A 20,774-nucleotide genomic window follows, 5' to 3' on the forward strand; every position below is an offset into this window, starting at 1 on the left:
CGCGAGATGCAGTGCGGCCCAGGCTTCGATTCTTATTAACCGCTCAGCAGATCGCGCACCCTTAAGTTGTCCAGAAACGGCCCAACGACGCCCCTTTTCAGGCAAGCGTGACGACAGCTGCCACCCCGGTAGGTGACCGCACGACCTCGGGCAACGCAAATGGCAACCGGCAGGCGATGCGCTTGTGGTCATAACGGGGGCAAACAAAGTGCCAGTAACTGAACCCCTCGGCCATGTGCTGCATAAGCACACCCCAGGCCTGCAGTCCGGCAGGCAGCGCCTGGACCAAGCCCGGCAGCTTTGCCAACTCTGCGCGACACATACCTATCACGCAGTCGTATGCAGACTCGAAGTTACACCCATACCAGTTCTGAATCAGCACGACAAGGTTTACTCGATCCGCGTCCTTTTCCACGCTCACCAACTCATTCACCATGGCAACGATTGCAGATGCCACCATCACCACGCGTCGCGCCGCCGGTAACTGATCCATATCCGCGATATCCACATCAATGAGCTGCGCAGTAGGAATCACTCCGATGGTGATCAGACGCCTACGCAGATGAACCCACGGACTCACCTGGCCTTTCACATAGATGGAATGGTTTTCACTGGCGACCGTTCTTACCCATGTCATCATCTTTCGGCGAAGCCGAGCGATGTAGTGGCTAGAGACGCCCAGGTTCTTGTAACCATCTATGATCGACCTCCATGCTCGGATGTATTGATCCTGTTCTTGCAAAGGTTCATCCGCCCATCGAAACGCACTTGCCACGCCATTCAGGATATCGTTCAGATCCGTTTCTTTTTCCATCACCAGGTCGTCCCAGAGCAACCACAAGGTAATGTATTTCGAATACAGCAGAAGCTGTTCGTAACTTGCAAAGGGATGTGAAAAGCCTGCGTATCCCCACACCGCCATGCGCCTTACCTTTTCCAGATAGCACGGGTCAGGAATAAGCCCGAAAGCGTGCATCCACGCGATCGTCTCAGCCTCTATGTCGTGTGCGTAGGGTGAAAGTTTTACATGTTGAAGATGAAGCTCGCGACATTCGGCCACGCTCGAATTCGCCCAATGGTGCGTATGCGATTGATTAACGGTGTCCATGACCATCCTCCACTTCGTGTGGTTGGAAGCGATCACATCGACGCATCGACAGGCAACGCGCAACACCACGCGCTTAAGAACCTATCGACTACACACTCGCTAACGAAGCACGCCAGAATCGGCAAGCAGATTGATGCTATGCACACCGCCATAAAACACCCATCAATGGGCCGTTAAAATGGCCGGCGTGTCACGTGGCCCCTTTTTTCTCTTTGAGCGCGATCTAAAACTCAAAACGGCCCATAAAAAAAGCCTCCCAGGCAGGGAGGCTTTTCTTTTAGCAGCGTAAGGCGAGCCGACAACAATCCCGTCCCTGGGCGGGATCGCGAACAGGCTTTTAGCCGATGCTCGAGGACATGGACTGCGTGACCGGATGCATCATGTACAGGTTCATGTTGTGCATGACCCACAGCGAACCCACCACGATGATGGCAATGATCAGCAGGGTGAACACACCAATCGACAGGTTGTCGCGCTGCCCTGGCGCCACGCTCATGTGCAGAAAGAACGCCAACTGCACCAGCAGCTGAGCAATGCAGAACACCACGATGCCTGGCATCACCAGATGCTGCGGCACCGCACCGCTCATCACGCAAGCGAACGACAGCACCGTGAGGATCAGCGACAACGCGAAACCGACAACGTAGGTTTTCAGGCTGCCGTGGGCATTGTGCTTGTGGGCTACGGAATGACCATGCTGGCCCATGTCAGAGCACTCCCATCAGATAGACAAAACTGAACACGCAGATCCACACCAGGTCCAGGAAGTGCCAGAACAGGCTCAGGCACGACAGACGGCGCTGCACTGTATCGTTGAGACCGAACTTGCCGACCATGTGCATCATCGCCAGCAGCCAGATCAGGCCACAGGTGACGTGCAGGCCGTGCGTGCCGACCAGACCGAAATAGGCCGATAGAAACGCACTGCGGTCGGGGCCGGCATGCTCGAACACGATCAGGTTGTGAAATTCGTGGATTTCCATGCCCACGAAGCCCGCACCGAACAGGAAGGTGACAAACAGCCACGCAATCACCTTGTTGCGCTGGCCGGCATGCATGTTCAGCATCGCCAAGCCGAAGGTGAAGCTGCTGATCAGCAGCAGCATGGTTTCGCCGAACACGTATTTCAGATCGAACAGCTCCTTGCCGGACGGGCCGCCAGCGGTGGCGTGTCCCAGTGCGGCAAAGGTGGCGAACAGGCCTGAAAAGATCAGGCAGTCGCTCATCAGGTAGATCCAGAACCCAAGCAGGGTCTTGGAGCCGTCGTCATGATGCTCGTGATCGTGAGCGCCGCCGTGTGCGACGACGCCATGATTAGCGGTAATAGCAGTACTCATGGATTAAGCCACCTTCTGGCCGGCCGATGCCGGATCCACGTTTTCGATCAGCTTGTGCAACGGCACCAGGCGCGCACGCTCGATCTTCTCGACCTCGGCACCTGGCACGTAGTAATCCACGTCGGTGTCATAGGCGCGTGCGATGAACGTGCCGACCATCGCGACCAGGCCGACAACGGCAAGCCACCAGATGTGCCACACCATGGCAAAGCCGAACACGGTACCAAAGGCCGCCATGATCAAGCCCGCGCCGGTATTGCGCGGCATGTGGATGTCGGCATAGTGCTCATGGCGCTTATAAGCGCGCTTGTGTTCTTTGTCGGCCCAGAACTGATCCAGCTCTTCCACCTGCGGCAGCACGGCGAAGTTGTAGAACGGCGCGGGTGAACTGGTGGCCCACTCCAGCGTGCGGCCGCCCCACGGATCACCGGTGAGATCACGGTTCTCGGCGCGATCACGGATGCTCACCGCGAACTGCAGCAGCATGAAGCCAATGCCCAACGCGATGATGACTGCACCGACAGCAGCCACCACCAGATACGGCTGCCACGCCGGGTTCGCATAGTGGTTCATGCGACGCGTCATACCCATCAGGCCCAGCACGTACAGCGGCATGAAGGCCATATAGAAGCCAACCACCCAGCACCAGAACGAAGCTTTGCCCCAACGCTCTTCCAGCTTGAAGCCGAAGGCCTTCGGGAACCAGTAGTTGAGCGCGGCAAACAGACCGAACAGCACGCCGCCGATGATCACGTTGTGGAAGTGCGCGATCAGAAACAGGCTGTTATGCAGCACGAAGTCCGCACCCGGCACGGCCAGCAGCACGCCGGTCATGCCACCGATGGTGAAGGTGACCATGAACGCGATCGTCCACATCATCGGCAAGGTGAAACGGATGCGGCCGCGGTACATGGTGAACAACCAGTTGAACAGCTTCACACCGGTCGGGATCGAAATGATCATGGTCGAAATGCCGAAGAAGGCATTCACGTCCGCGCCCGACCCCATGGTGAAGAAGTGGTGCAACCACACCACAAAGGATGCAATACCGATACCCGCGGTGGCATACACCATCGACTTGTAACCGAACAACGGCTTGCCCGAGAACGTGGCCACGATTTCGGAAAACGCGCCGAAACACGGCAGGATCAGGATGTACACCTCAGGGTGACCCCAGATCCAGATCAGGTTGACGTAGAGCATGGCGTTGCCGCCAAGCTCATTGGTGAAGAAGTGCATATCCAGGTAACGGTCGGCCGCCAGCAGTGCCAGCGCGACCGTCAACACCGGGAAGGCCGCCACGATCAGGATGTTGGTGACCAGCGCCGTCCAGGTGAACACCGGCATCTGCATCATCTTCATGCCCGGCGTGCGCATACGCAGGATGGTGACGATGAAGTTGATGCCACTCAGTGTCGTCCCCAGGCCGGATAGCTGCAGCGCCCAGATGTAGTAATCCACGCCTACCGAGGGACTGAACTTCAACTCCGACAGAGGCGGATATGCCAACCAGCCAGTGGCAGCGAAATCGCCCACGAACATCGAAATCATCACCAGCACCACGCCACAAGCCGTGAGCCAGTAGCTGAGCGAGTTCAGGAACGGATACGCCACATCGCGCGCGCCGATCTGCAGCGGCACCACAAGGTTCATCAAGCCCACCACGAACGGCATGGCCACGAAGAAGATCATGATCACGCCGTGGGCAGTGAAGATCTGATCGTAGTGATGCGGCGGCAGATAGCCGGCCGCGTCGGCCGAGGCAATCGCCTGCTGGGCGCGCATCATGATGGCGTCGGTAAAGCCGCGTACGAGCATCACGATCGCAAGGATGACGTACATGATGCCGATGCGCTTGTGATCCACCGTGGTGAACCATTCGCTCCACAAATAACCCCACTTGCGCTGGAAAGTCAGCCAGCCAAGCAGCGCCGCCATACCAAGAGACACCATCAACAGGGTGCCCATGATGATCGGCTCATGGAAAGGAATGGCCGATAAAGAAAGTTTTCCGAACATGGCCTACTCCGCCGCCTTGGCGTGATCGTTGTTCGAGGGAATGGCGCTGGCTTGCGCGGGTTCCGTGCCGATCTTGTTCATCTGCATATCGCCCATGTACTGGCCGATGATGCTGTCGAACAGACCAGGCTTGACGTTTGCGTAGTACGTCACCGGCACCTTCTCGCTCGGCTGCGTCAGCGCGTGATAGGTCGGCGCGTCGAGATTCAGCGGGCTGGCTTTCACCTTGTTGATCCAGTCCTGGAAGCCCTGCTGCGATGTCGCCACGGCAGTGAAGTGCATGTCCGAGAAGCCCGCGCCGCTGTAGTTGCTCGACAGGCCGGCAAAGGTGCCCGGCTGGTTCGCAATCAGGTTGAGCTGCGTCTTCATACCGGCCATGGCGTAGATCTGGCTGCCCAGCTGCGGGATGAAGAACGCATTCATCACCGAATCGGACGTGATATCAAAATGCACCGGCACGTTGGTCGGCATGGCCAATTCGTTGACGCTTGCCAAGCCGTAATCCGGATAGATGAAGACCCACTTCCAGTCCATCGATACCGCTTGGATGGTGATGGGCTTGACCTGGCTCGCCAGCGGCTTGTACGGATCGAGCGCATGCGTGCTGCGCCAGGTGATCGTGCCAAGAATGGCGATGATGATGCATGGAATGGTCCACACCACCGCCTCGATCGCGGTCGAATGCGACCATTTCGGCGCATAGGTGGCCTTGGTGTTGGTGGAACGATAACGCCAGGCGAAGATCAAGGTCATCGCAATGACCGGGACGACGACCAGCAGCATGAGACCCGTGGCGATCAGGATCAGCGATTTTTCCTGCATGCCGATATCGCCTTTGGGCGACAGGACGTCCAGGTTACAACCGCTGAGCAACAGCACGGCGAGGCCTGCGCATGACCAGCGCAAGGCGGAGACGAGGGAACGCTTGTTCACGAACGACTCTTCGGGAGGACTGATTGGGAGGTGTCGTTGGGGAAACGACCTATATAGGATATCGCGCCGCAGCAAGATGTGACTAGTCCGGCGGCCATCCCCGTGGCTAGGCAGAATGTCGCGGCAGCGCACAGGGCGCTATTTCAAGCGCGCGACAAGCCCGTACGCGTAGATAAAGCACGCACGATATGCCTGCTACCATGCGCGCATGAGCACTCCTATTCCCGCCCGCATTGCCGCCTTGCGCGAAGCGATGGCCAAGCACGGCGTCGCCGCATGCCTCGTTCCTACCGCTGATCCGCATCTGTCCGAGTACTTGCCCGCGCATTGGCAGGCACGCGAATGGTTTTCCGGTTTCGACGGTTCGGCCGGCACGCTGCTGGTCACCGCCAAGGAAGCGGGCCTGTGGACGGACTCGCGCTATTTCTCGCAGGCCGAACAACAGCTGGCCGGCACGGGTGTTGCGCTGATGAAGCAACGCGTCGCACACGCGCCCGAGCACCTGATCTGGTTGCAGCAGCATTTGCATCAGGGCGACGTCGCTGCCATGGCCGGCGATAGCGTATCGGTGGCGACACAACGGAACATCGAACAACTGCTCGGCCAGGTCGGTGCCGGCCTGCGCGTTGACCTGGATCTGCCGGGCATCGCCTGGACCGGTCGCCCTGCTCTTCCCGCCGCGCCGATCTTCGAGCACCCGATGGCCTACGCCGGCACATCACGCGCGCAAAAGTTCGAGAAGTTGCGTGGCGCATTACGCAAGCAGCACGTTACTCACCATCTTGTCTCCAGCTTGGACGACATTGCGTGGCTCACCAACCTCCGTGGCAGTGACGTCGAGTGCAACCCGGTCTTTCTCGCGCACTTGCTGGTGGAAACCGCCGGCTCCGCCACGCTATTGGTCGATCGCAGCAAACTCAGCGATCAATTGGTCGCCTCCCTCACGGGCGAAGGCATCCACATCGCCGGCTACGCCATGCTGGGCGATGTACTGGGGGACCTCAAGGACGGTGATAGCTTGCTGTTCGACCCGGGCCGTGTGGTCAGCAACGTACTGAAGGCGGTCAAGGACGACGTCAAACAGGTCGAGGGCCCCAATCCGTCCACGGCGTTCAAAGCCATCAAGAGCGAAACCGAGCTGGCACACATCCGCGAATGCATGCGTCGCGACGGCACCGCATTGGTGCGCGCCTTCCGCCGCCTGGAGGAACGCCTTGCAGCAGGTATGACGCAGACCGAACTGGATGTGGACGCGCTGCTTCGCGATGAGCGCTCCGCACAACCGCATTTCATCGGCGAAAGTTTCGCCACCATCGCCGGCTATATGGAAAACGGCGCGCTACCGCACTATCGCGCAACGCCTGAAGCCCACAACACCTTGCAGCGCCACGGGTTGCTGTTGATCGATTCCGGCGGCCAGTACCTGGGTGGCACCACCGACATCACGCGCGTGCTGGCCCTCGGGCCGACCACGCCCGAGCAGCGACGCGACGCCACGCTCGTCATGAAAGGCATGATCGCGCTCTCGCGCGCCCGTTTTCCCAAGGGCGCCACCGGGCCGCAGCTGGATGCCCTGGCGCGCGCGCCGCTATGGGCCAGCGGCATGGACTACGGCCACGGCACCGGCCATGGCGTGGGCTACTTTCTGAACGTGCACGAGGGGCCGCACGGCATTCGCCCACCGGTTTCCGGTGCCACGCTGGTTGCGCTGGAGCCGGGCATGATCACCTCGATCGAACCAGGCTTATATAAGCCTGCACGCCATGGCATCCGCCACGAAAACCTCGCCGTGGTAGTGGAGGCCGAGCAGACCGAATTTGGCGACTTCCACGCCTTCGAAACCCTTACCCTCTGCCCGTTCGACCGCCGCGCGCTGGAACCGAGCCTGTTGAGCCCGGACGAACGAGCCTGGCTGGATGATTACCACGCCACCGTGCGGGCGGCGCTGTCGCCGCTGCTCGAGGATGCGGACCTGGCGTGGCTGGAGAAACATTGCGCACCGCTGTAACGGCCCCACCCTCCTCCCACAGGGAGAGGGTGCGAAACGTCTTGACCTTACTCTCGCAGCAACCCATCCTCGCGCGTCTAACTCCATCGCACATTCCCGCATGAGCAGTCGCTATAACGCCGCCGACATTGAAGTTCTCTCCGGTCTTGACCCCGTCAAGCGTCGGCCGGGCATGTACACCGACACCACCCGCCCGAACCACCTGGTGCAGGAAGTCGTCGACAACTCGGTCGACGAGGCGCTGGCCGGCCACGCCAAGTCGATCGAAGTGATCGTGCACACCGACGGTTCAGTGGAGGTCACGGACGACGGCCGCGGCATGCCGGTGGACATCCACCCGGAAGAAGGCATCCCCGGCGTGGAGCTGATCCTCACCCGATTGCACGCAGGCGGTAAATTCTCCGGCAAGAACTACAACTTCTCCGGCGGTTTGCATGGCGTGGGCGTCTCGGTAGTCAATGCGTTGTCGAACAAGGTGGACGTCACCATTCGTCGCGACGGCAACGAATACCGCATGAGCTTCGCCAACGGTGATCGCTCCAGCCCGCTGGAAACCATCGGTACCGTACCGAAGAAGAAAACCGGCACGACCGTGCGCTTCTGGGCCGATCCGAAGTATTTCGATTCGCCGAAGATTTCACTGCCCAAGCTGAAACATCTACTGCGCGCCAAAGCCGTGCTCTGTGCCGGCCTCAACGTCAAGCTGCTCGATGAAGCCAGCGGCGAAGTGAACGAGTGGTACTACGAAGATGGTCTGCGCGATTACTTGCGCGGCGAACTCGATGGCGCCGATTGTTTGCCGGCCGATCTGTTCGTCCATCACGTTGCACGCGAGACAGAAGGCCTGGATGTGGCGTTCACCTGGTTGCCGGACGGCGAGCTGGTGCAAGAAAGCTATGTCAATCTCATTCCCACCGTGCAGGGTGGTACGCACGTCAACGGCTTGCGCACCGGCCTTACCAATGCCATTCGCGAATTCTGCGATATCCGCAATCTCCTGCCACGTGGTGTGAAGCTCGCGCCGGAAGATGTGTGGGAGCGCCTCGCCTTCGTGCTTTCCGCGAAACTGCAGGATCCCCAATTCGCCGGCCAAACCAAAGAACGCCTTTCCTCGCGCAACGCCGCCGCGCTGGTGGAAAGCGTAGTGCATGACGCTTTCAGTCTATGGCTCAACCAGCATGTAGATCTGGGCGAACGCATCGCGCAACTGGCCATTGAACGCGCCAGCGCACGTCTGAAAGCCGCCAAGCAGGTCGTGCGCAAGAAGATCACCCAGGGCCCCGCCCTGCCCGGCAAGCTGGCCGATTGCACCGCAACCGACCTCACCCGCACCGAGCTTTTCCTGGTGGAAGGTGATTCGGCCGGCGGTAGCGCCAAGCAAGCCCGCGACAAGGAATTCCAGGCGATCCTCCCGCTGCGCGGCAAGATCCTCAACACCTGGGAAGTGGAATCCACCTCGGTGCTCGCGTCGGAAGAAGTGCACAACCTGGCGGTAGCCATCGGCTGCGATCCTGGCAAGGACGATCTGAGTGGCCTGCGCTACGGCAAAGTCGTCATTCTCGCCGACGCCGATTCCGACGGCCTGCACATTGCCACCTTGCTCAGCGCGCTGTTCCTGCGCCACTTCCCTGCGCTGGTGCGCGAAGGTCACGTTTTCGTGGCGATGCCGCCGCTGTTCCGCGTGGATGTTGGCAAACAGGTGTTCTACTGCCTGGACGAAAACGAAAAACAGGCCATGCTGCAACGTGTGGAACGCGAAAAGATGAAAGGCCAGGTCACCGTGACGCGCTTCAAAGGCCTTGGCGAAATGAATCCGTCCCAGTTGCGCGAATCCACCATCTATCCCGATACGCGCCGGCTGGTGCAGCTCACGGTCGAAGACAGCGACGGCACCGCCAAACTGATGGATATGCTGCTGGCGAAAAAACGCGCTTCCGATCGCAAGAGCTGGCTCGAAGAAAAAGGCGATCTGGCCACGCTGGAAGTGTGATCACGCAGCGGCATTCGCCTTCATCATTGAAGGACAAAGGCTGAGCAGCATTGCTGAGATACTACGCATACCATGCGCCGCTCTATGCGGCGCATTTTTTATGCATTCCAAGGATAGGTATCACAGGCATGAAGAAGTACGCGCGGTTATTCCCTGCCCTGACCCTCATTTTTGCGGGCTGCAAATCCACGCCGCCCGTCAACGGCCGGGTCGTGCCCGAAGCGAAGCTCACCACGGGGCAACTGATCCAGTCGGGTCCCAACCGCATGGCCAATCTGGAATTGCGCGACAACCTCGATGCGTTGTATGTGCTGATGGACAAACTCTACAAGCGCAATCCGGCGGAATGGAAAAAAGGAAGCTCCCATAGTCGCCAGGACGCCGCAGCCAACGTGCGCACGGCCCTTGAACAACACAAGCCACTGCCTGGATTGGATGCACGCGATACCGCGGCGATGCGCTTGGCGCTTGATCCGGAGTTCAAAGGCGATCGCGTCGCCACGCTCGTCTATGGATTAGGCGACATGTTGATTACCGCGCACGGCGGCAAACGCCAGCAATACCTGATCGATGGCCTCGATGCGCAAAAGGTCTACAACGCCGCTCGCAACATCGAAATTACCATGTGGATGCTCGCGCAACGCAGGGATCGTGCAGGCCAGCCATTACTCCTTTCCAACGCCGACTCCGAGCATGAACGCAACCTCAGCTTCGAACGTCTGTTCGGCGCCATGATCGGTCGCCTGGATCTCGTCGCGGAATTCACGTCCGAAAAATATCGTCGCTCGGTGATCGACTATGCACAAAGCTTTTTCGGTGGCCAGTTTCTCCAATTCCTTCCGGTGAGCGAGGTGTCCGCCGCAGCATCTTCCCTCTGACGCCGACTCGGCGGTATGGTGGCGTCCGGGCTTTCACCGGAACCTTCGCATGGCCTTGCTGCCGCCCCTTGACCTCAAGCGCTGGATAGATGAGCACCGTCATCTGCTCAAACCACCGGTTGGAAACAAGTGCATCGTCGACGGGGATTTCATCGTGATGATCGTCGGCGGCCCCAATGCGCGTACCGATTACCATTACGACGAAGGCCCCGAGTTCTTCTATCAGCTGGAAGGCGAGATGGTGCTGAAGATCCAGGATGAAGGCGTTGCGCGAGACATTGCCATCCGCGCGGGTGAATTGTTCTATCTGCCACCTCGCGTACCGCATTCGCCGCAGCGCATGCCCCACTCCGTGGGCCTGGTCATCGAGCGCCGCCGGCTGGCTCATGAAAAAGATGGCTTACTGTGGTTCTGCGAAAACTGCAACCACACGCTTTACGAAGAATATTTCACGCTGCAAAGCATAGAGTCCGATTTTCCGCCGGTGTTCGATCGCTTCTATGCATCACATGATGCGCGTACGTGCAAAGCGTGTGGGCATCTTAATCCAGCACCGGCGCGCTACGGTTGATCTTATCCAGCCACTTGCGTGCCATGCGTTGCAGTGATGCATCGGCTTGCATATCTGCTGCGATGGCGCGAATGGGCTTCCAGGCCAAGTCCAGTGATTCATCACTCACGATGAAGCATTCGTTGTGCGTGGCACGCACGACGTAACGCACGTCGTAATGCCAATGCTCTGACTCATTACCGCGGGCTGGAATCAGATGGCAATCGAGGTCGAAGATGTCGTCGTCCACCTGCAAACCATCCAGACCCGATTCCTCTTCCGCTTCCCGCAAGGCCACACGCGCAAGTTCCACATCGCCGTCGGCATGCCCGCCCAATTGCAACCAGTGCCCCAGCTTGCGGTGATGAGTAAGCAATACGCGCTCACCGTCGGCGCTCACCAGCCACGCGGAGCCCGTGAAATGCCCTGTCGCGTGCTCGCGTAAGAAAACACCGGGGGCAGAGTTCAGAAATTGAATGAACTGCGCGCTCGTGAATGCCTCTTCCGGGTGACGCAACCGATAGTTCTGGAAGGCGGCAGCTAACGAAACAGATACGGACATGACTTGTGACACGGGCGAAATGCGGAACGGTACATCATAGCTGCGTCGCAGCTTGTACCCCTCCATCCGCTCCGCTATGGTTGGGCGTCACCTCGGATCGACTGGCCCCGGCCCGCTGTGGCTTTCGAAGATGTGATGTCAGTTTCCACGGGGAGCCCTCCTACATGCTTTTCAAGCGCGTCAAGCCACTCGACCAGATTATCGCCACCGCCGAAAAGAAGGGCCTTACCCGACAGCTAGGTGCGTTCCAGCTCACGATGCTCGGCATCGGAGCCATTATCGGCACGGGTATTTTCGTACTCACCGCCGAAGCGGGCCAGAAAGCCGGTCCAGGCATGATGGTCTCGTTCGTGATCGCAGCCATCGTCTGCACGCTGGCTGCACTGGCCTACGCCGAACTTGCATCGATGGTTCCCGTGGCCGGTTCGGCGTACACCTATACCTATGGTGTGCTCGGTGAAGGCATGGCGTGGGTTGTTGGCTGGGCGCTGATCCTGGAATACACGATCGCGGCCAGCACGGTTTGCGTGGGCTGGTCTGGATACATGAACGGGCTGCTCGCAAACCACGGCATCGGATTACCCGACTTCCTGCGCGCCGGACCGATGGATGGCGGCACTTTCAACCTGCTGGCATTTCTGATCGGGGCGGTAGTCACGTTCCTGTTAGTGATCGGCACATCGAAGTCGGCCAAAGTCAACGCCATTCTGGTGCTGGTCAAGGTGATCGCGCTGACCGTCTTCGTCGTGATCGCGTTGCCGAAGGTGCAGCAGACAAACTTCCATCCGTTCGTGCCCAACGGCTGGGGCAGCCCGATGGGTGGTATCGGCGTGCTGGGTGCAGCGGCATCGATCTTTTTCGCTTATGTGGGCTTCGATGCGGTATCCACCGCTGCCGAAGAAACCAAGAATCCAAACCGAAATATTCCCATTGGCCTGATCGGTTCGCTCGGCATCTGCACCGTCTATTACTTGCTGGTGAGCTACGGTGCGATCGGCTCGGTGGGCGCACAACCGGTAACCGGCGCCGGCGGCGCTGTGCTGCAGCCGGGTACGCCGGAAATGGCCTTGGCCTGCAAAGGTTCCCAAGCACTGGTGTGCAGCAAGGAAGCGCTCGCGCATGCGCTGCGCCTGCTCAATCACAACTCGTGGGGTGATCTGATCGGGGCCGCGGCGAGCATCGCGCTGCCTTCCGTGATCCTGACCATGACCTACGGCCAGACGCGCATCTTCTTCACCATGGCGCGCGACGGCCTGCTACCTGCTTCGCTTTCCAAGATTCATCCGCGCTTCCACACGCCGCACGTAATCACGTTGATTACCGGCCTGTTCGTTTCGCTGTTCGGTGCGATCTATCCGGTCGGCCAATTGGCCGACATCACCAACTCGGGCACGCTGTTTGCGTTCATGATGGTGGCTGTCGGCGTGATGGTGCTACGCGTGAAGCAGCCGGATCGCAAGCGCCCGTTCCGCACGCCGTTGGTCTGGGTGGTCTGTCCGCTCGCCGTGCTCGGCTGCTTGCTGCTGTTCGTCAACCTGCCGCTCAAGACGATCGAAGTATTTTTCGGCTGGGGCATCTTCGGCCTGTTCGTCTACTATCTGTATGGTCACCGCAAGAGCCATCTGGCCAACGGCACCGAACCTGCCTGAGGTAATGCGTCATACCGCGTGAATACTGTCCGGCACGGTGACTACACCGTGCCGGCTTTCTTTCAGGGAACCCTATGCTGAAACAGCTGTTCGCCCGCAAGATCGATTTTTCCGACGATGAGTCGTCGCACGGCCCCAGCCTGAGACGGTCCCTCGGCCCATGGGGCATTACCGCGCTGGGCATCGGCGCCGTCATCGGCACCGGCATTTTCGTGGTCACGGGTCAGGCAGCGGCGGATCACGCGGGGCCGGCGGTGCTGATTTCGTTTGTGCTGGCGGCGATCTGCAGTGGTTTCACCGCGCTGTGCTATTCCGAGTTTGCAACGCTGATTCCAATTTCCGGCAGTTCCTATTCCTATGCCTACGCCACTCTCGGCGAGCTGGTGGCCTGGTTCATTGGCTGGAACATGGTGCTCGAATACGGTATTTCGGCGTCTGCAGTCGCTACGAGCTGGACGGGTTACTTCCTCAGCCTGCTTAATCACATGGGTATCAACCTGCCGCCTGCGCTCACCGATGCGCCCTTCTCGTACATGAATGGCACACTGGTCCCAACGGGGCATCTGTTCAACCTGCCTGCCGTCGCAATTGTGCTGGCGCTCACCTGGGTGTGCTACATCGGCATCCGCGAATCGGCCGGCATCAATTTGATGATGGTGATGTTGAAGGTCGGACTGATCATCGTGGTGGTAGTGGCCGGTTATCGCTATGTGGATCCGGCCAACTGGCATCCGTTCATTCCCGCCTCGCAGGGCAATCACAAATACGGGTGGGACGGCATCCTGCGCGGTGCTGGCATGGTGTTCTTTGCCTATATCGGTTTTGAGGCAACGTCCACCGCCGCGCAAGAGTGCAAGAACCCGCAACGCGATCTTCCTTTCGGCACGCTGGTGTCGCTGGTGATCTGCACGGTGCTGTACCTGGCGATGGCGGCCGTGCTGACTGGCCTTATCTCCTATACGCAACTGGGTACGGACGAACCGGTCGTCACCGCAATCAGGGCGCATCCTGAATTGGGTTGGCTGCGGTTGATCGTGGAGATCGGCGCGCTGATCGGCTTGTCGTCGGTGATCCTGGTGATGATCATCGCGCAGCCGCGCATCTTCATGATCATGTCGCGCGACGGCCTGTTGCCGAGGATATTCAACCGCATTCACCCGCGTCACCGTACTCCGCATATCAACACAGTCATCACGGGCGTGAGCATTGCGGCGCTCTCGGCCGTGTTCCCGCTCGATCTGCTGGCAAACCTGACCTCGATGGGAACGCTGATTGCGTTCGTGGCTGTGTGCGCGGGCGTGCTGATCCTGCGCTATACCTCACCCGAATTGCCGCGCACGTTCCGCGTGCCATGGGCGCACGTCATCTGCGTCGCCGGTGTGCTGAGCTGCCTGGGCCTGCTGGCCACGTTCGACTGGTTCAACTGGGCGCTGATGGTGGTCTGGACGCTCATCGGCTTTGCGATTTATTTCACCTATGGACTGCGCCATAGTCGCCTGCGTATCGCCAATGGCTGGACCAAAGATCAAACGCCAGCGAACTGTCGCGAATAGCAGGCATCTTCAGTGAACTGTCGAAAACGTGCCAGCAACGACGTTTTAACGATGTGAAGGTTGTAGGTTCAATTTTATCCTTAATCCATTGAAATAAAAGGATAAAATTTTCCACCGCCACAATTTTCCAACCGCAACCCGCTCTAAATCGGCCAACCGGAGTATCATCAATGGCCCGTGGGTTGATCACTTGGCAGTGGGCCCCGGATCGCCACCCGGCGCGTCAGGCCCGTTAGCTCCTCGTCCTGACGCGTCCGGGTAGCACTTTCAGCAACACCCCTTCGTTTCTTTCATCGAACGCCTGTCTCGTACAGGCGTTTTTTTCTTTTTACGCTCGCCTGATGCACAAACAAAAAGGCCGGCGCGGGGCCGGCCTTCGTAAACAGACGACACGTCAGGCTTGCTTGGCCGTGTGCGAAATGCACCACCCTTTCGCGCTCACGGATTTGCCCGGGAAGAGTTGGCAGGGTCCATAACCACTCGGGGCGCCGGTATAGAACTGGCAATTTACGCACGTATCGCCAGGCTTGCGCTTGGGATCTTTCGAGGTGGAGGCGTCTTCCACGTAGCCCAACGCCTTCGCGGTGGGGTCGGCTTCTGAAACATGCGGCAAATCATCCGCGCGCGCGACCCGCGGCAACCCACTCACCATCACTGCCGCGGCGGCGGTACCGGCGGCAAGCTTGAGGAAACGACGACGTGACGCGATATCTTCATGCCCTGACATAATCACCCTCATCACATGTTATTCGCCGCCCAACCGCGGCGATGCTCCCTGCATCGTAGCGCGATGAGACGCATCAGGGCCTTGTCGCGAATAACTCGCATTTCGCGCGTTTCCTCACATGCTATAGTTGATATTCGTTTGGACGTCCATTTGCCATGAGCCAAGACCTGCCTGCCTCCATTCCACCGACGCTTTTCTATGAGCGTGCAGAAGCCATCGCCCATGCAGCGCGCGAACTTGCGCAGCATGGCTGGACGCCTGCCACGAGCAGCAATTTTTCAATGCGCGTGGATGCCGATCACGCGGCAATAACAATCTCCGGGCGCGACAAGGGCAAGCTCGGCCGCGACGACATCATGCTGGTGAACATGGATGGCAAAGCGGTCGGTACGAGCTCGCGGCCGAGTGCGGAAACGGAACTCCACACGCAGGTGTATCGGCGCTGGCCCGAGGTCAACGTCGTGCTGCACACGCATTCGCACACGCAGAGCGTGGCTTCGCGTCTGTTCGCGGCCGAAGGCGTTATCCGCCTGGAAGGCTGGGAATTGCAGAAAGCCATCCGTGGCCACACCACGCACGAGAGCGAGCTGAATATCCCCGTCTTTCCCAACACGCAACATATGCCGGAGCTGGTCGCGCAAGTGGACGCGTGGATCGACTCGGGCAAACCCCTGCATGCCTACTTGATCAACGGTCACGGCATCTATACGTGGGGACATGACATGGCCGAAGCGCGCCGCCATTTGGAAGCGCTCGAGTTCCTGCTCGAGTGCGAACTGGATCTGAGGAGACTCAACGCATGAGCCGCTTGCGCATTTTCGACGAGCACCATCCGCACAACCCGTTATCGGTGCACAACGATCACGCCAGCATCGCCCGCGAGCTGGGCAAGGTCGGCGTGCGCTTCGAACAGTGGGAAGCGAATCACCCGGTAGCACCCGGAGCCAGTCAGGACGAGGTTATCGCGGCCTACCGCAGCGACATCGATCGCCTCATGCGCGAAGAAGGCTACCAATCGGTGGACGTGATCAGCCTCAAGCCCGATCACCCCGACCGTGCAGCGCTACGCCAGAAGTTTCTCAGCGAACACACGCACAGCGAGGACGAGGTGCGCTTTTTCGTCGCCGGTGCCGGCCAGTTCACCTTGCACATCGGCGAGAAGGTCTACGACGTCGGGTGCGAGCAGGGCGACCTGATCGGGGTGCCCGACGGTACCCGCCACTGGTTCGACATGAGCGAAGCGCCCTACTTCGTGGCGATACGCCTGTTCACCAACAAAGATGGCTGGGTCGCCCAGTTTACCGGCTCGGACATCGCCGGCCAGTTCCCGCGTATGGAACCGTTGGCCAGCCTGGCGTAATCGGCATCGGATCTCAGTGGCCGCTAACCGTTGCCCCGCCCTGGCCGGGGCGATCGCCGAGACATGGCTCATCAAGGGATGGCGCCCCCGGATCAGGAGTGGAACCGCGACGTGCGCCGCTTGCACCCAGGCAGGTGCACGCTAAGCTTGGGAGCCTATCCCCATCGTGGCCCCCATGACCGTCATCCGCGCCATCGTTACCGATATCGAAGGAACCACCAGCTCGATCAGCTTCGTTAAAGACGTGCTGTTCCCTTATGCGCGTCACCGCCTACCGGCCTTTATCGAAACGCACGGCGACCAGCCGCACGTGCAGCACTGGCTGCACGAGGCAGCCAGGGAAGCGGGCATCATCGAGGCGGCCAGGCAGGAAATCGTGGAGATGTTGCTGCGCTGGACCGACGAGGACCGCAAATCCACGGCACTGAAGGCCTTGCAAGGCATGATCTGGCAAGAGGGTTACGAAGCCGGCGAATACCGCGCCCACCTGTACCCCGAGGTCGCCGCACGCCTGCACGCCTGGCGCGGCGAGGGCCTGCACCTGTACGTCTATTCCTCCGGGTCGGTGCCGGCGCAACGGCTATTTTTCCGCTATAGCGAAGCGGGCGACCTCACCCCGATGTTTGCCGGCTATTTCGATACCCAAACAGGCCCCAAGCGGGAACCCGCCTCTTACGAACGCATTGTGGACGCGATTGGCGAGCGTCCCGAACACGTGCTGTTTCTCTCCGATGTCGTGGAGGAACTGGACGCTGCCCGCGCTGCCGGGCTGCACACGGGATGGCTGCTGCGTCCGCCGCTGGACGTCCCGGCCCAGCCCAGGCACCCCGCCTACACCAGCTTCGATGCCATCGAGCCTTGAGCCGACGCCATGCGCACCACACTCATCGCTCTGCTCTCCTTCGCCGCCGGCGTGCTGCTGATGTTGCTGGTCGCCCATCGCCAGCCGCCGCATCAGGAACAGGTATCGGATGTGGCGACCAGCAGCAGCGCATCGCCCGCACCGGCCACATCCGGCAGCGATGACGACAACGACAGCGGCGATGACTGGCCCAATCAGGGGCCCTCACCCGAACAGGTGATCTACTCCCAGCCCACCTTGGTCCGCCAGGCGGTGTCGAAACTGTCCCCACGTGTCCCGGATAAGACCAATCTCTACCTGCTCACCTTTGCGGGCGACGGCGGCGAAGACGTATTCCGCAACGAAGCCGAATACGCAGCGCAACTTTTCACCCAGCGCTTCGGGCCGACCGCGCATGCACTCGTGCTGGAAAACAATCCCACTACATTGCAAACGCATCCGCTGGCGGACTGGAGCAATCTGGAAGCGGCATTGGACCAGCTCACCACGGTCATGAAACCGGACCAGGACATCCTGGTGGTCTACATGACCTCCCACGGCGACGAAGACCACAATCTGCTCGTCGACATGGATCCGCTCCCGCTGGATCAAATTGGTGCACCTGATCTGGCCAGCATCTTGAAAAAGCGCCCGTTCAAATGGAAGGTCGTGGTCGTGAATGCCTGCTATTCCGGCGGGTTTGTGCCCGATCTGCACGGCCCGGGCACGCTCGTGCTCACCGCGGCGCGTGCGGATCGCAGCTCATTCGGTTGCGGCAGCGATTCGGATATCACGTATTTCGGCAAGGCGTGGCTGGTCGATGCACTGAACAAGACCGACAATTTCGTCGACGCTTTCCAGCTTGCCAAGCACGACATCGCCAACTGGGAACAACAAGACAAACTCACGCCGTCGGAGCCGCAGATGGACGTCGGCGCGGGCATCGCGGCACAGCTGGCGCAATGGCGTAGAGCGGTGACGCCCGGTGCTTCCGTACCCTTCTTGCCCCCGCCGCCATCGACGAGCAGCACCGGCACGGCGATGCAATGAAGATCGCGCGGTTATCCGTGCCGCTGCACCAATAGCTCAGTAACGTCGGTAAGCCCGAATCCGCGCGCACGCAATAGCACCGTGAGGTGAAAAATCAGGTCGGCGGCCTCGCCAAGCAGCTCGTCGTCACCCTGGGCGACTGCGGCGAGTGCGGTTTCAACGCCCTCCTCGCCCACTTTCTGCGCGATGCGGCGCGTACCTTCTTGGAATAAACGCGTGGTGTAGCTGTCGGCCGGCAGCTCCCTTTTCCTGCTTTCGACCAGCGTATCCAGTTGTGCAAGAAAGCCCAGCGGTGGGCGCACGTCATTGCCGAAGCAACTACGAGTTCCCATATGGCAGGTTGGTCCGTGGGGATCGGCCAACACTAATAGCGTGTCGCCGTCGCAATCCACGCGTGCCGATTTCAGATGCAACACATGGCCGGAGCTTTCGCCCTTGGTCCATAATCGTTGCTTGCTTCGACTGAAAAACGTCACCCTGCCGCTGGTCAACGTCATGGCAAGCGCCTTGGCATCCATGTAGCCAAGCATCAGTACTTCACCCGTGCGCCAGTGCTGCACGATGGCGGGTACGAGCCCTTCCGACTTCTCCCAGTCGATCTGGTTCAGATCCAGAGCATTGAACTTGGTTATTGCTTCACTCATGGCCGGCTCTCTCTTACAAGCGAATCACGATGCCTTCGCGCTGGAGGTCATGCTTCAGATCAGGGATGGCAATGGCGCCGCTGTGAAAAACACTGGCGGCCAAGGCACCATCAACACGAGCCTGCGTGAACGCGTCGCGAAAATGCGCCGTGGTGCCGGCGCCACCGGAGGCAACCAGCGGCACTTTGCACAAGGCGCGCGCGGCGGTGAGCTGCACCAGGTCGTAACCTTGGCGCACGCCATCGGTGTCCATGCAGTTGAGTACAATCTCACCGGCGCCGCGCCGCTGTGCTTCAGTCAGCCAATCCAGCGTGCGGCGCTGCAGCGAACGCGTCTTGGACGGATCGCCGGTATATTGGCGAACGCGCCATTCACCATCGGCATCACGCATGGAATCGATGCCGACCACCACGCATTGCACGCCGAAGGCGGCGGCCAGTTCATCGATCAGTCCCGGGCGCTCCAGTGCGGGTGAATTTATGGAGATCTTGTCCGCCCCAGCATGCAATACAGCGCGCGCATCCGTCACCGAGCGAATGCCACCGGCCACACAGAACGGAATATCGATCACGCGTGCCACGCGTTCCACCCAACTCCGATCGACACTACGACCCTCCGGGCTCGCCGTGATGTCATAAAACACCAGTTCATCGGCGCCTTCGTCGCGATAACGCCACGCCAGATCGACGATTTCGCCCATCACCACGTGATCGCGAAAGCGTACCCCTTTGACGACTTTGCCATCGCGCACGTCCAGGCAGGGAATGATGCGGCGGCTCAGCATGCCAATGCGTCCTCCAGCGTAAAACGCCCTTCCAGCAATGCCCGCCCCAGGATCACGCCGTGCGCACCTGCTTCGCGCGCTGTACGGATGTCATCCAAGGAACGCACTCCACCAGAGGCCTGTACGGCGAGCTGCGGCACGATTTGCGCGAGGTGACAATAAAGCGCCAGATTGAAACCCGCCAACATGCCGTCACGCTCGATGTCCGTGCATAGCAGATGACGCGCGCCATGGTGCGCGTACCAGGGCGCCAACTCATCCAAAGTGCGTGTCTCTTCTTCGGTCCAGCCAGCACTGGGGAGGCTCCAGACACCATCGCGATAGCGTGTATCCAATGCAATGGTGAAACGCTCCGCGCCATAGGCGTCGAGCCATCTGGCCACACGCTCGGGATCGCGAATGGCGACACTGCCCAGCACCACCCGGCTTACCCCTGCGTCGAACAGGCGATGCACATCGTCCTGCGCGCGCACGCCGCCACCGGCTTGCACCTGCATGCCGGCTTTCGCCAGCGCGCTAATCACAGAGAGATTGGCAAGGTCGCCCGCGCGCGCGCCGTCGAGGTCGACGACATGCAGCCAGCGTGCGCCCGCGCGTGCATAACGGGCCGCCAGTTCTTGGGGCGCGCAGGCGTATTGCGTTTCTTGCGCGTAATCACCTTGTCGCAAGCGGACGACCTGGCCGCCGCGAAGGTCGATGGCTGGGATGACTTCAACATTCATACGGGTCAGTTCTTCGAGGTGTCTGTTTTGCACAACTGGCTGCGTCCCATCCATGTCAG

At 60.0% G+C, this 20,774-nt stretch carries 20 protein-coding genes; 10 read left to right on the top strand and 10 right to left on the bottom strand.

Annotated features, from left to right (window positions below):
- Nucleotides 1-97: 97 nt before the first annotated feature.
- From DWU98_RS05910 to cyoA, 5 genes are all read right to left on the bottom strand, one after another.
- Nucleotides 98-1,108 carry a terpene synthase family protein gene (locus tag DWU98_RS05910; RefSeq protein WP_147293227.1) on the bottom strand — a complete coding sequence of 337 codons (1,011 nt, stop codon included), beginning with the start codon at nucleotides 1,106-1,108 and terminating at the stop codon, nucleotides 98-100.
- Between the two features lie 337 nt (nucleotides 1,109-1,445).
- Nucleotides 1,446-1,814, bottom strand: a complete 369-nt coding sequence (gene cyoD / locus DWU98_RS05915; RefSeq protein WP_115494545.1) for a cytochrome o ubiquinol oxidase subunit IV — start codon at nucleotides 1,812-1,814, stop codon at nucleotides 1,446-1,448.
- A gap of 1 nt (nucleotide 1,815) precedes the next feature.
- Complete coding sequence (gene cyoC, locus DWU98_RS05920; RefSeq protein WP_115494546.1) at nucleotides 1,816-2,445, bottom strand: cytochrome o ubiquinol oxidase subunit III; 630 nt, start codon at nucleotides 2,443-2,445, stop codon at nucleotides 1,816-1,818.
- A 3-nt stretch (nucleotides 2,446-2,448) separates the two neighbouring features.
- Nucleotides 2,449-4,464, bottom strand: a complete 2,016-nt coding sequence (cyoB, locus tag DWU98_RS05925; protein ID WP_115494547.1) for a cytochrome o ubiquinol oxidase subunit I — start codon at nucleotides 4,462-4,464, stop codon at nucleotides 2,449-2,451.
- Nucleotides 4,465-4,467: 3 nt separating this feature from the next.
- Nucleotides 4,468-5,397, bottom strand: coding sequence for a ubiquinol oxidase subunit II (cyoA, locus tag DWU98_RS05930; RefSeq protein WP_230474712.1), 930 nt, complete (start codon nucleotides 5,395-5,397; stop codon nucleotides 4,468-4,470).
- Nucleotides 5,398-5,605: 208 nt separating this feature from the next.
- Here cyoA and DWU98_RS05935 point away from each other — a divergent pair, with 208 nt between their 5' ends.
- The 4 genes from DWU98_RS05935 (at nucleotide 5,606) to DWU98_RS05950 (ending at nucleotide 10,844) form a co-directional block, all read left to right on the top strand.
- The gene (locus DWU98_RS05935) at nucleotides 5,606-7,405 is read left to right on the top strand and encodes an aminopeptidase P family protein (RefSeq protein ID WP_115494548.1); all 1,800 of its coding nucleotides are present in this window, start codon (nucleotides 5,606-5,608) and stop codon (nucleotides 7,403-7,405) included.
- 100 nt (nucleotides 7,406-7,505) lie between these two features.
- Nucleotides 7,506-9,395, top strand: coding sequence for a DNA topoisomerase IV subunit B (gene parE / locus DWU98_RS05940; RefSeq protein WP_115494549.1), 1,890 nt, complete (start codon nucleotides 7,506-7,508; stop codon nucleotides 9,393-9,395).
- A 128-nt stretch (nucleotides 9,396-9,523) separates the two neighbouring features.
- Nucleotides 9,524-10,273: a hypothetical protein gene (locus DWU98_RS05945; RefSeq protein ID WP_115494550.1), complete on the top strand. Its 750-nt coding sequence runs from the start codon at nucleotides 9,524-9,526 to the stop codon at nucleotides 10,271-10,273.
- Nucleotides 10,274-10,322: 49 nt separating this feature from the next.
- On the top strand, nucleotides 10,323-10,844 hold the full coding sequence (locus tag DWU98_RS05950; RefSeq protein WP_115494551.1) for a 3-hydroxyanthranilate 3,4-dioxygenase: 522 nt from the start codon (nucleotides 10,323-10,325) through the stop codon (nucleotides 10,842-10,844).
- On the opposite strand, the gene DWU98_RS05955 is transcribed toward DWU98_RS05950, so the two are convergent.
- The gene (locus tag DWU98_RS05955) at nucleotides 10,816-11,385 is read right to left on the bottom strand and encodes an NUDIX hydrolase (protein ID WP_196239474.1); all 570 of its coding nucleotides are present in this window, start codon (nucleotides 11,383-11,385) and stop codon (nucleotides 10,816-10,818) included. The two genes, DWU98_RS05950 and DWU98_RS05955, sit on opposite strands and share 29 nt — an antisense overlap.
- A gap of 164 nt (nucleotides 11,386-11,549) precedes the next feature.
- On the opposite strand from DWU98_RS05955, the gene DWU98_RS05960 reads away from it, so the two are divergent.
- The gene (locus DWU98_RS05960; protein WP_115494553.1) at nucleotides 11,550-13,034 is read left to right on the top strand and encodes an amino acid permease; all 1,485 of its coding nucleotides are present in this window, start codon (nucleotides 11,550-11,552) and stop codon (nucleotides 13,032-13,034) included.
- 74 nt (nucleotides 13,035-13,108) lie between these two features.
- A complete protein-coding gene (locus tag DWU98_RS05965; protein ID WP_115494554.1) occupies nucleotides 13,109-14,587 on the top strand; it encodes an amino acid permease in 1,479 nt (492 codons plus the stop codon).
- Nucleotides 14,588-14,981: 394 nt separating this feature from the next.
- On the opposite strand, the gene DWU98_RS05970 is transcribed toward DWU98_RS05965, so the two are convergent.
- The gene (locus DWU98_RS05970; protein WP_115494555.1) at nucleotides 14,982-15,314 is read right to left on the bottom strand and encodes a high-potential iron-sulfur protein; all 333 of its coding nucleotides are present in this window, start codon (nucleotides 15,312-15,314) and stop codon (nucleotides 14,982-14,984) included.
- Nucleotides 15,315-15,469: 155 nt separating this feature from the next.
- Between DWU98_RS05970 and DWU98_RS05975 the strand changes: the two genes are divergently transcribed.
- From DWU98_RS05975 to DWU98_RS05990, 4 genes are all read left to right on the top strand, one after another.
- Entirely contained in the window at nucleotides 15,470-16,117 is a 648-nt protein-coding gene (locus DWU98_RS05975) for a methylthioribulose 1-phosphate dehydratase (protein ID WP_115494556.1), read from the top strand.
- Entirely contained in the window at nucleotides 16,114-16,674 is a 561-nt protein-coding gene (locus DWU98_RS05980; RefSeq protein ID WP_115494557.1) for a 1,2-dihydroxy-3-keto-5-methylthiopentene dioxygenase, read from the top strand. Before DWU98_RS05975 ends, DWU98_RS05980 begins: the two co-directional genes overlap by 4 nt.
- A gap of 175 nt (nucleotides 16,675-16,849) precedes the next feature.
- On the top strand, nucleotides 16,850-17,536 hold the full coding sequence (mtnC, locus tag DWU98_RS05985) for an acireductone synthase (protein WP_115494558.1): 687 nt from the start codon (nucleotides 16,850-16,852) through the stop codon (nucleotides 17,534-17,536).
- Nucleotides 17,537-17,545: 9 nt separating this feature from the next.
- Entirely contained in the window at nucleotides 17,546-18,565 is a 1,020-nt protein-coding gene (locus DWU98_RS05990) for a C13 family peptidase (protein ID WP_115494559.1), read from the top strand.
- An 11-nt stretch (nucleotides 18,566-18,576) separates the two neighbouring features.
- Here the strand turns inward: DWU98_RS05990 and hisIE are convergent, their stop codons facing one another.
- From hisIE to hisA, 3 genes are read right to left on the bottom strand one after another with little or no spacing between them, the layout of a single operon-like run.
- Complete coding sequence (gene hisIE / locus DWU98_RS05995) at nucleotides 18,577-19,209, bottom strand: bifunctional phosphoribosyl-AMP cyclohydrolase/phosphoribosyl-ATP diphosphatase HisIE (protein ID WP_115494560.1); 633 nt, start codon at nucleotides 19,207-19,209, stop codon at nucleotides 18,577-18,579.
- 13 nt (nucleotides 19,210-19,222) lie between these two features.
- Complete coding sequence (gene hisF, locus DWU98_RS06000) at nucleotides 19,223-19,993, bottom strand: imidazole glycerol phosphate synthase subunit HisF (protein WP_115494561.1); 771 nt, start codon at nucleotides 19,991-19,993, stop codon at nucleotides 19,223-19,225.
- On the bottom strand, nucleotides 19,987-20,715 hold the full coding sequence (gene hisA, locus DWU98_RS06005; protein WP_115494643.1) for a 1-(5-phosphoribosyl)-5-[(5-phosphoribosylamino)methylideneamino]imidazole-4-carboxamide isomerase: 729 nt from the start codon (nucleotides 20,713-20,715) through the stop codon (nucleotides 19,987-19,989). The genes hisF and hisA overlap by 7 nt, the downstream gene beginning before the upstream one ends.
- Nucleotides 20,716-20,774: the final 59 nt, after the last annotated feature.

The sequence above is a fragment of the Dyella monticola genome (assembly GCF_003363155.1).
In the GTDB taxonomy this organism is placed as follows: Bacteria; Pseudomonadota; Gammaproteobacteria; order Xanthomonadales; family Rhodanobacteraceae; genus Dyella_B; species Dyella_B monticola.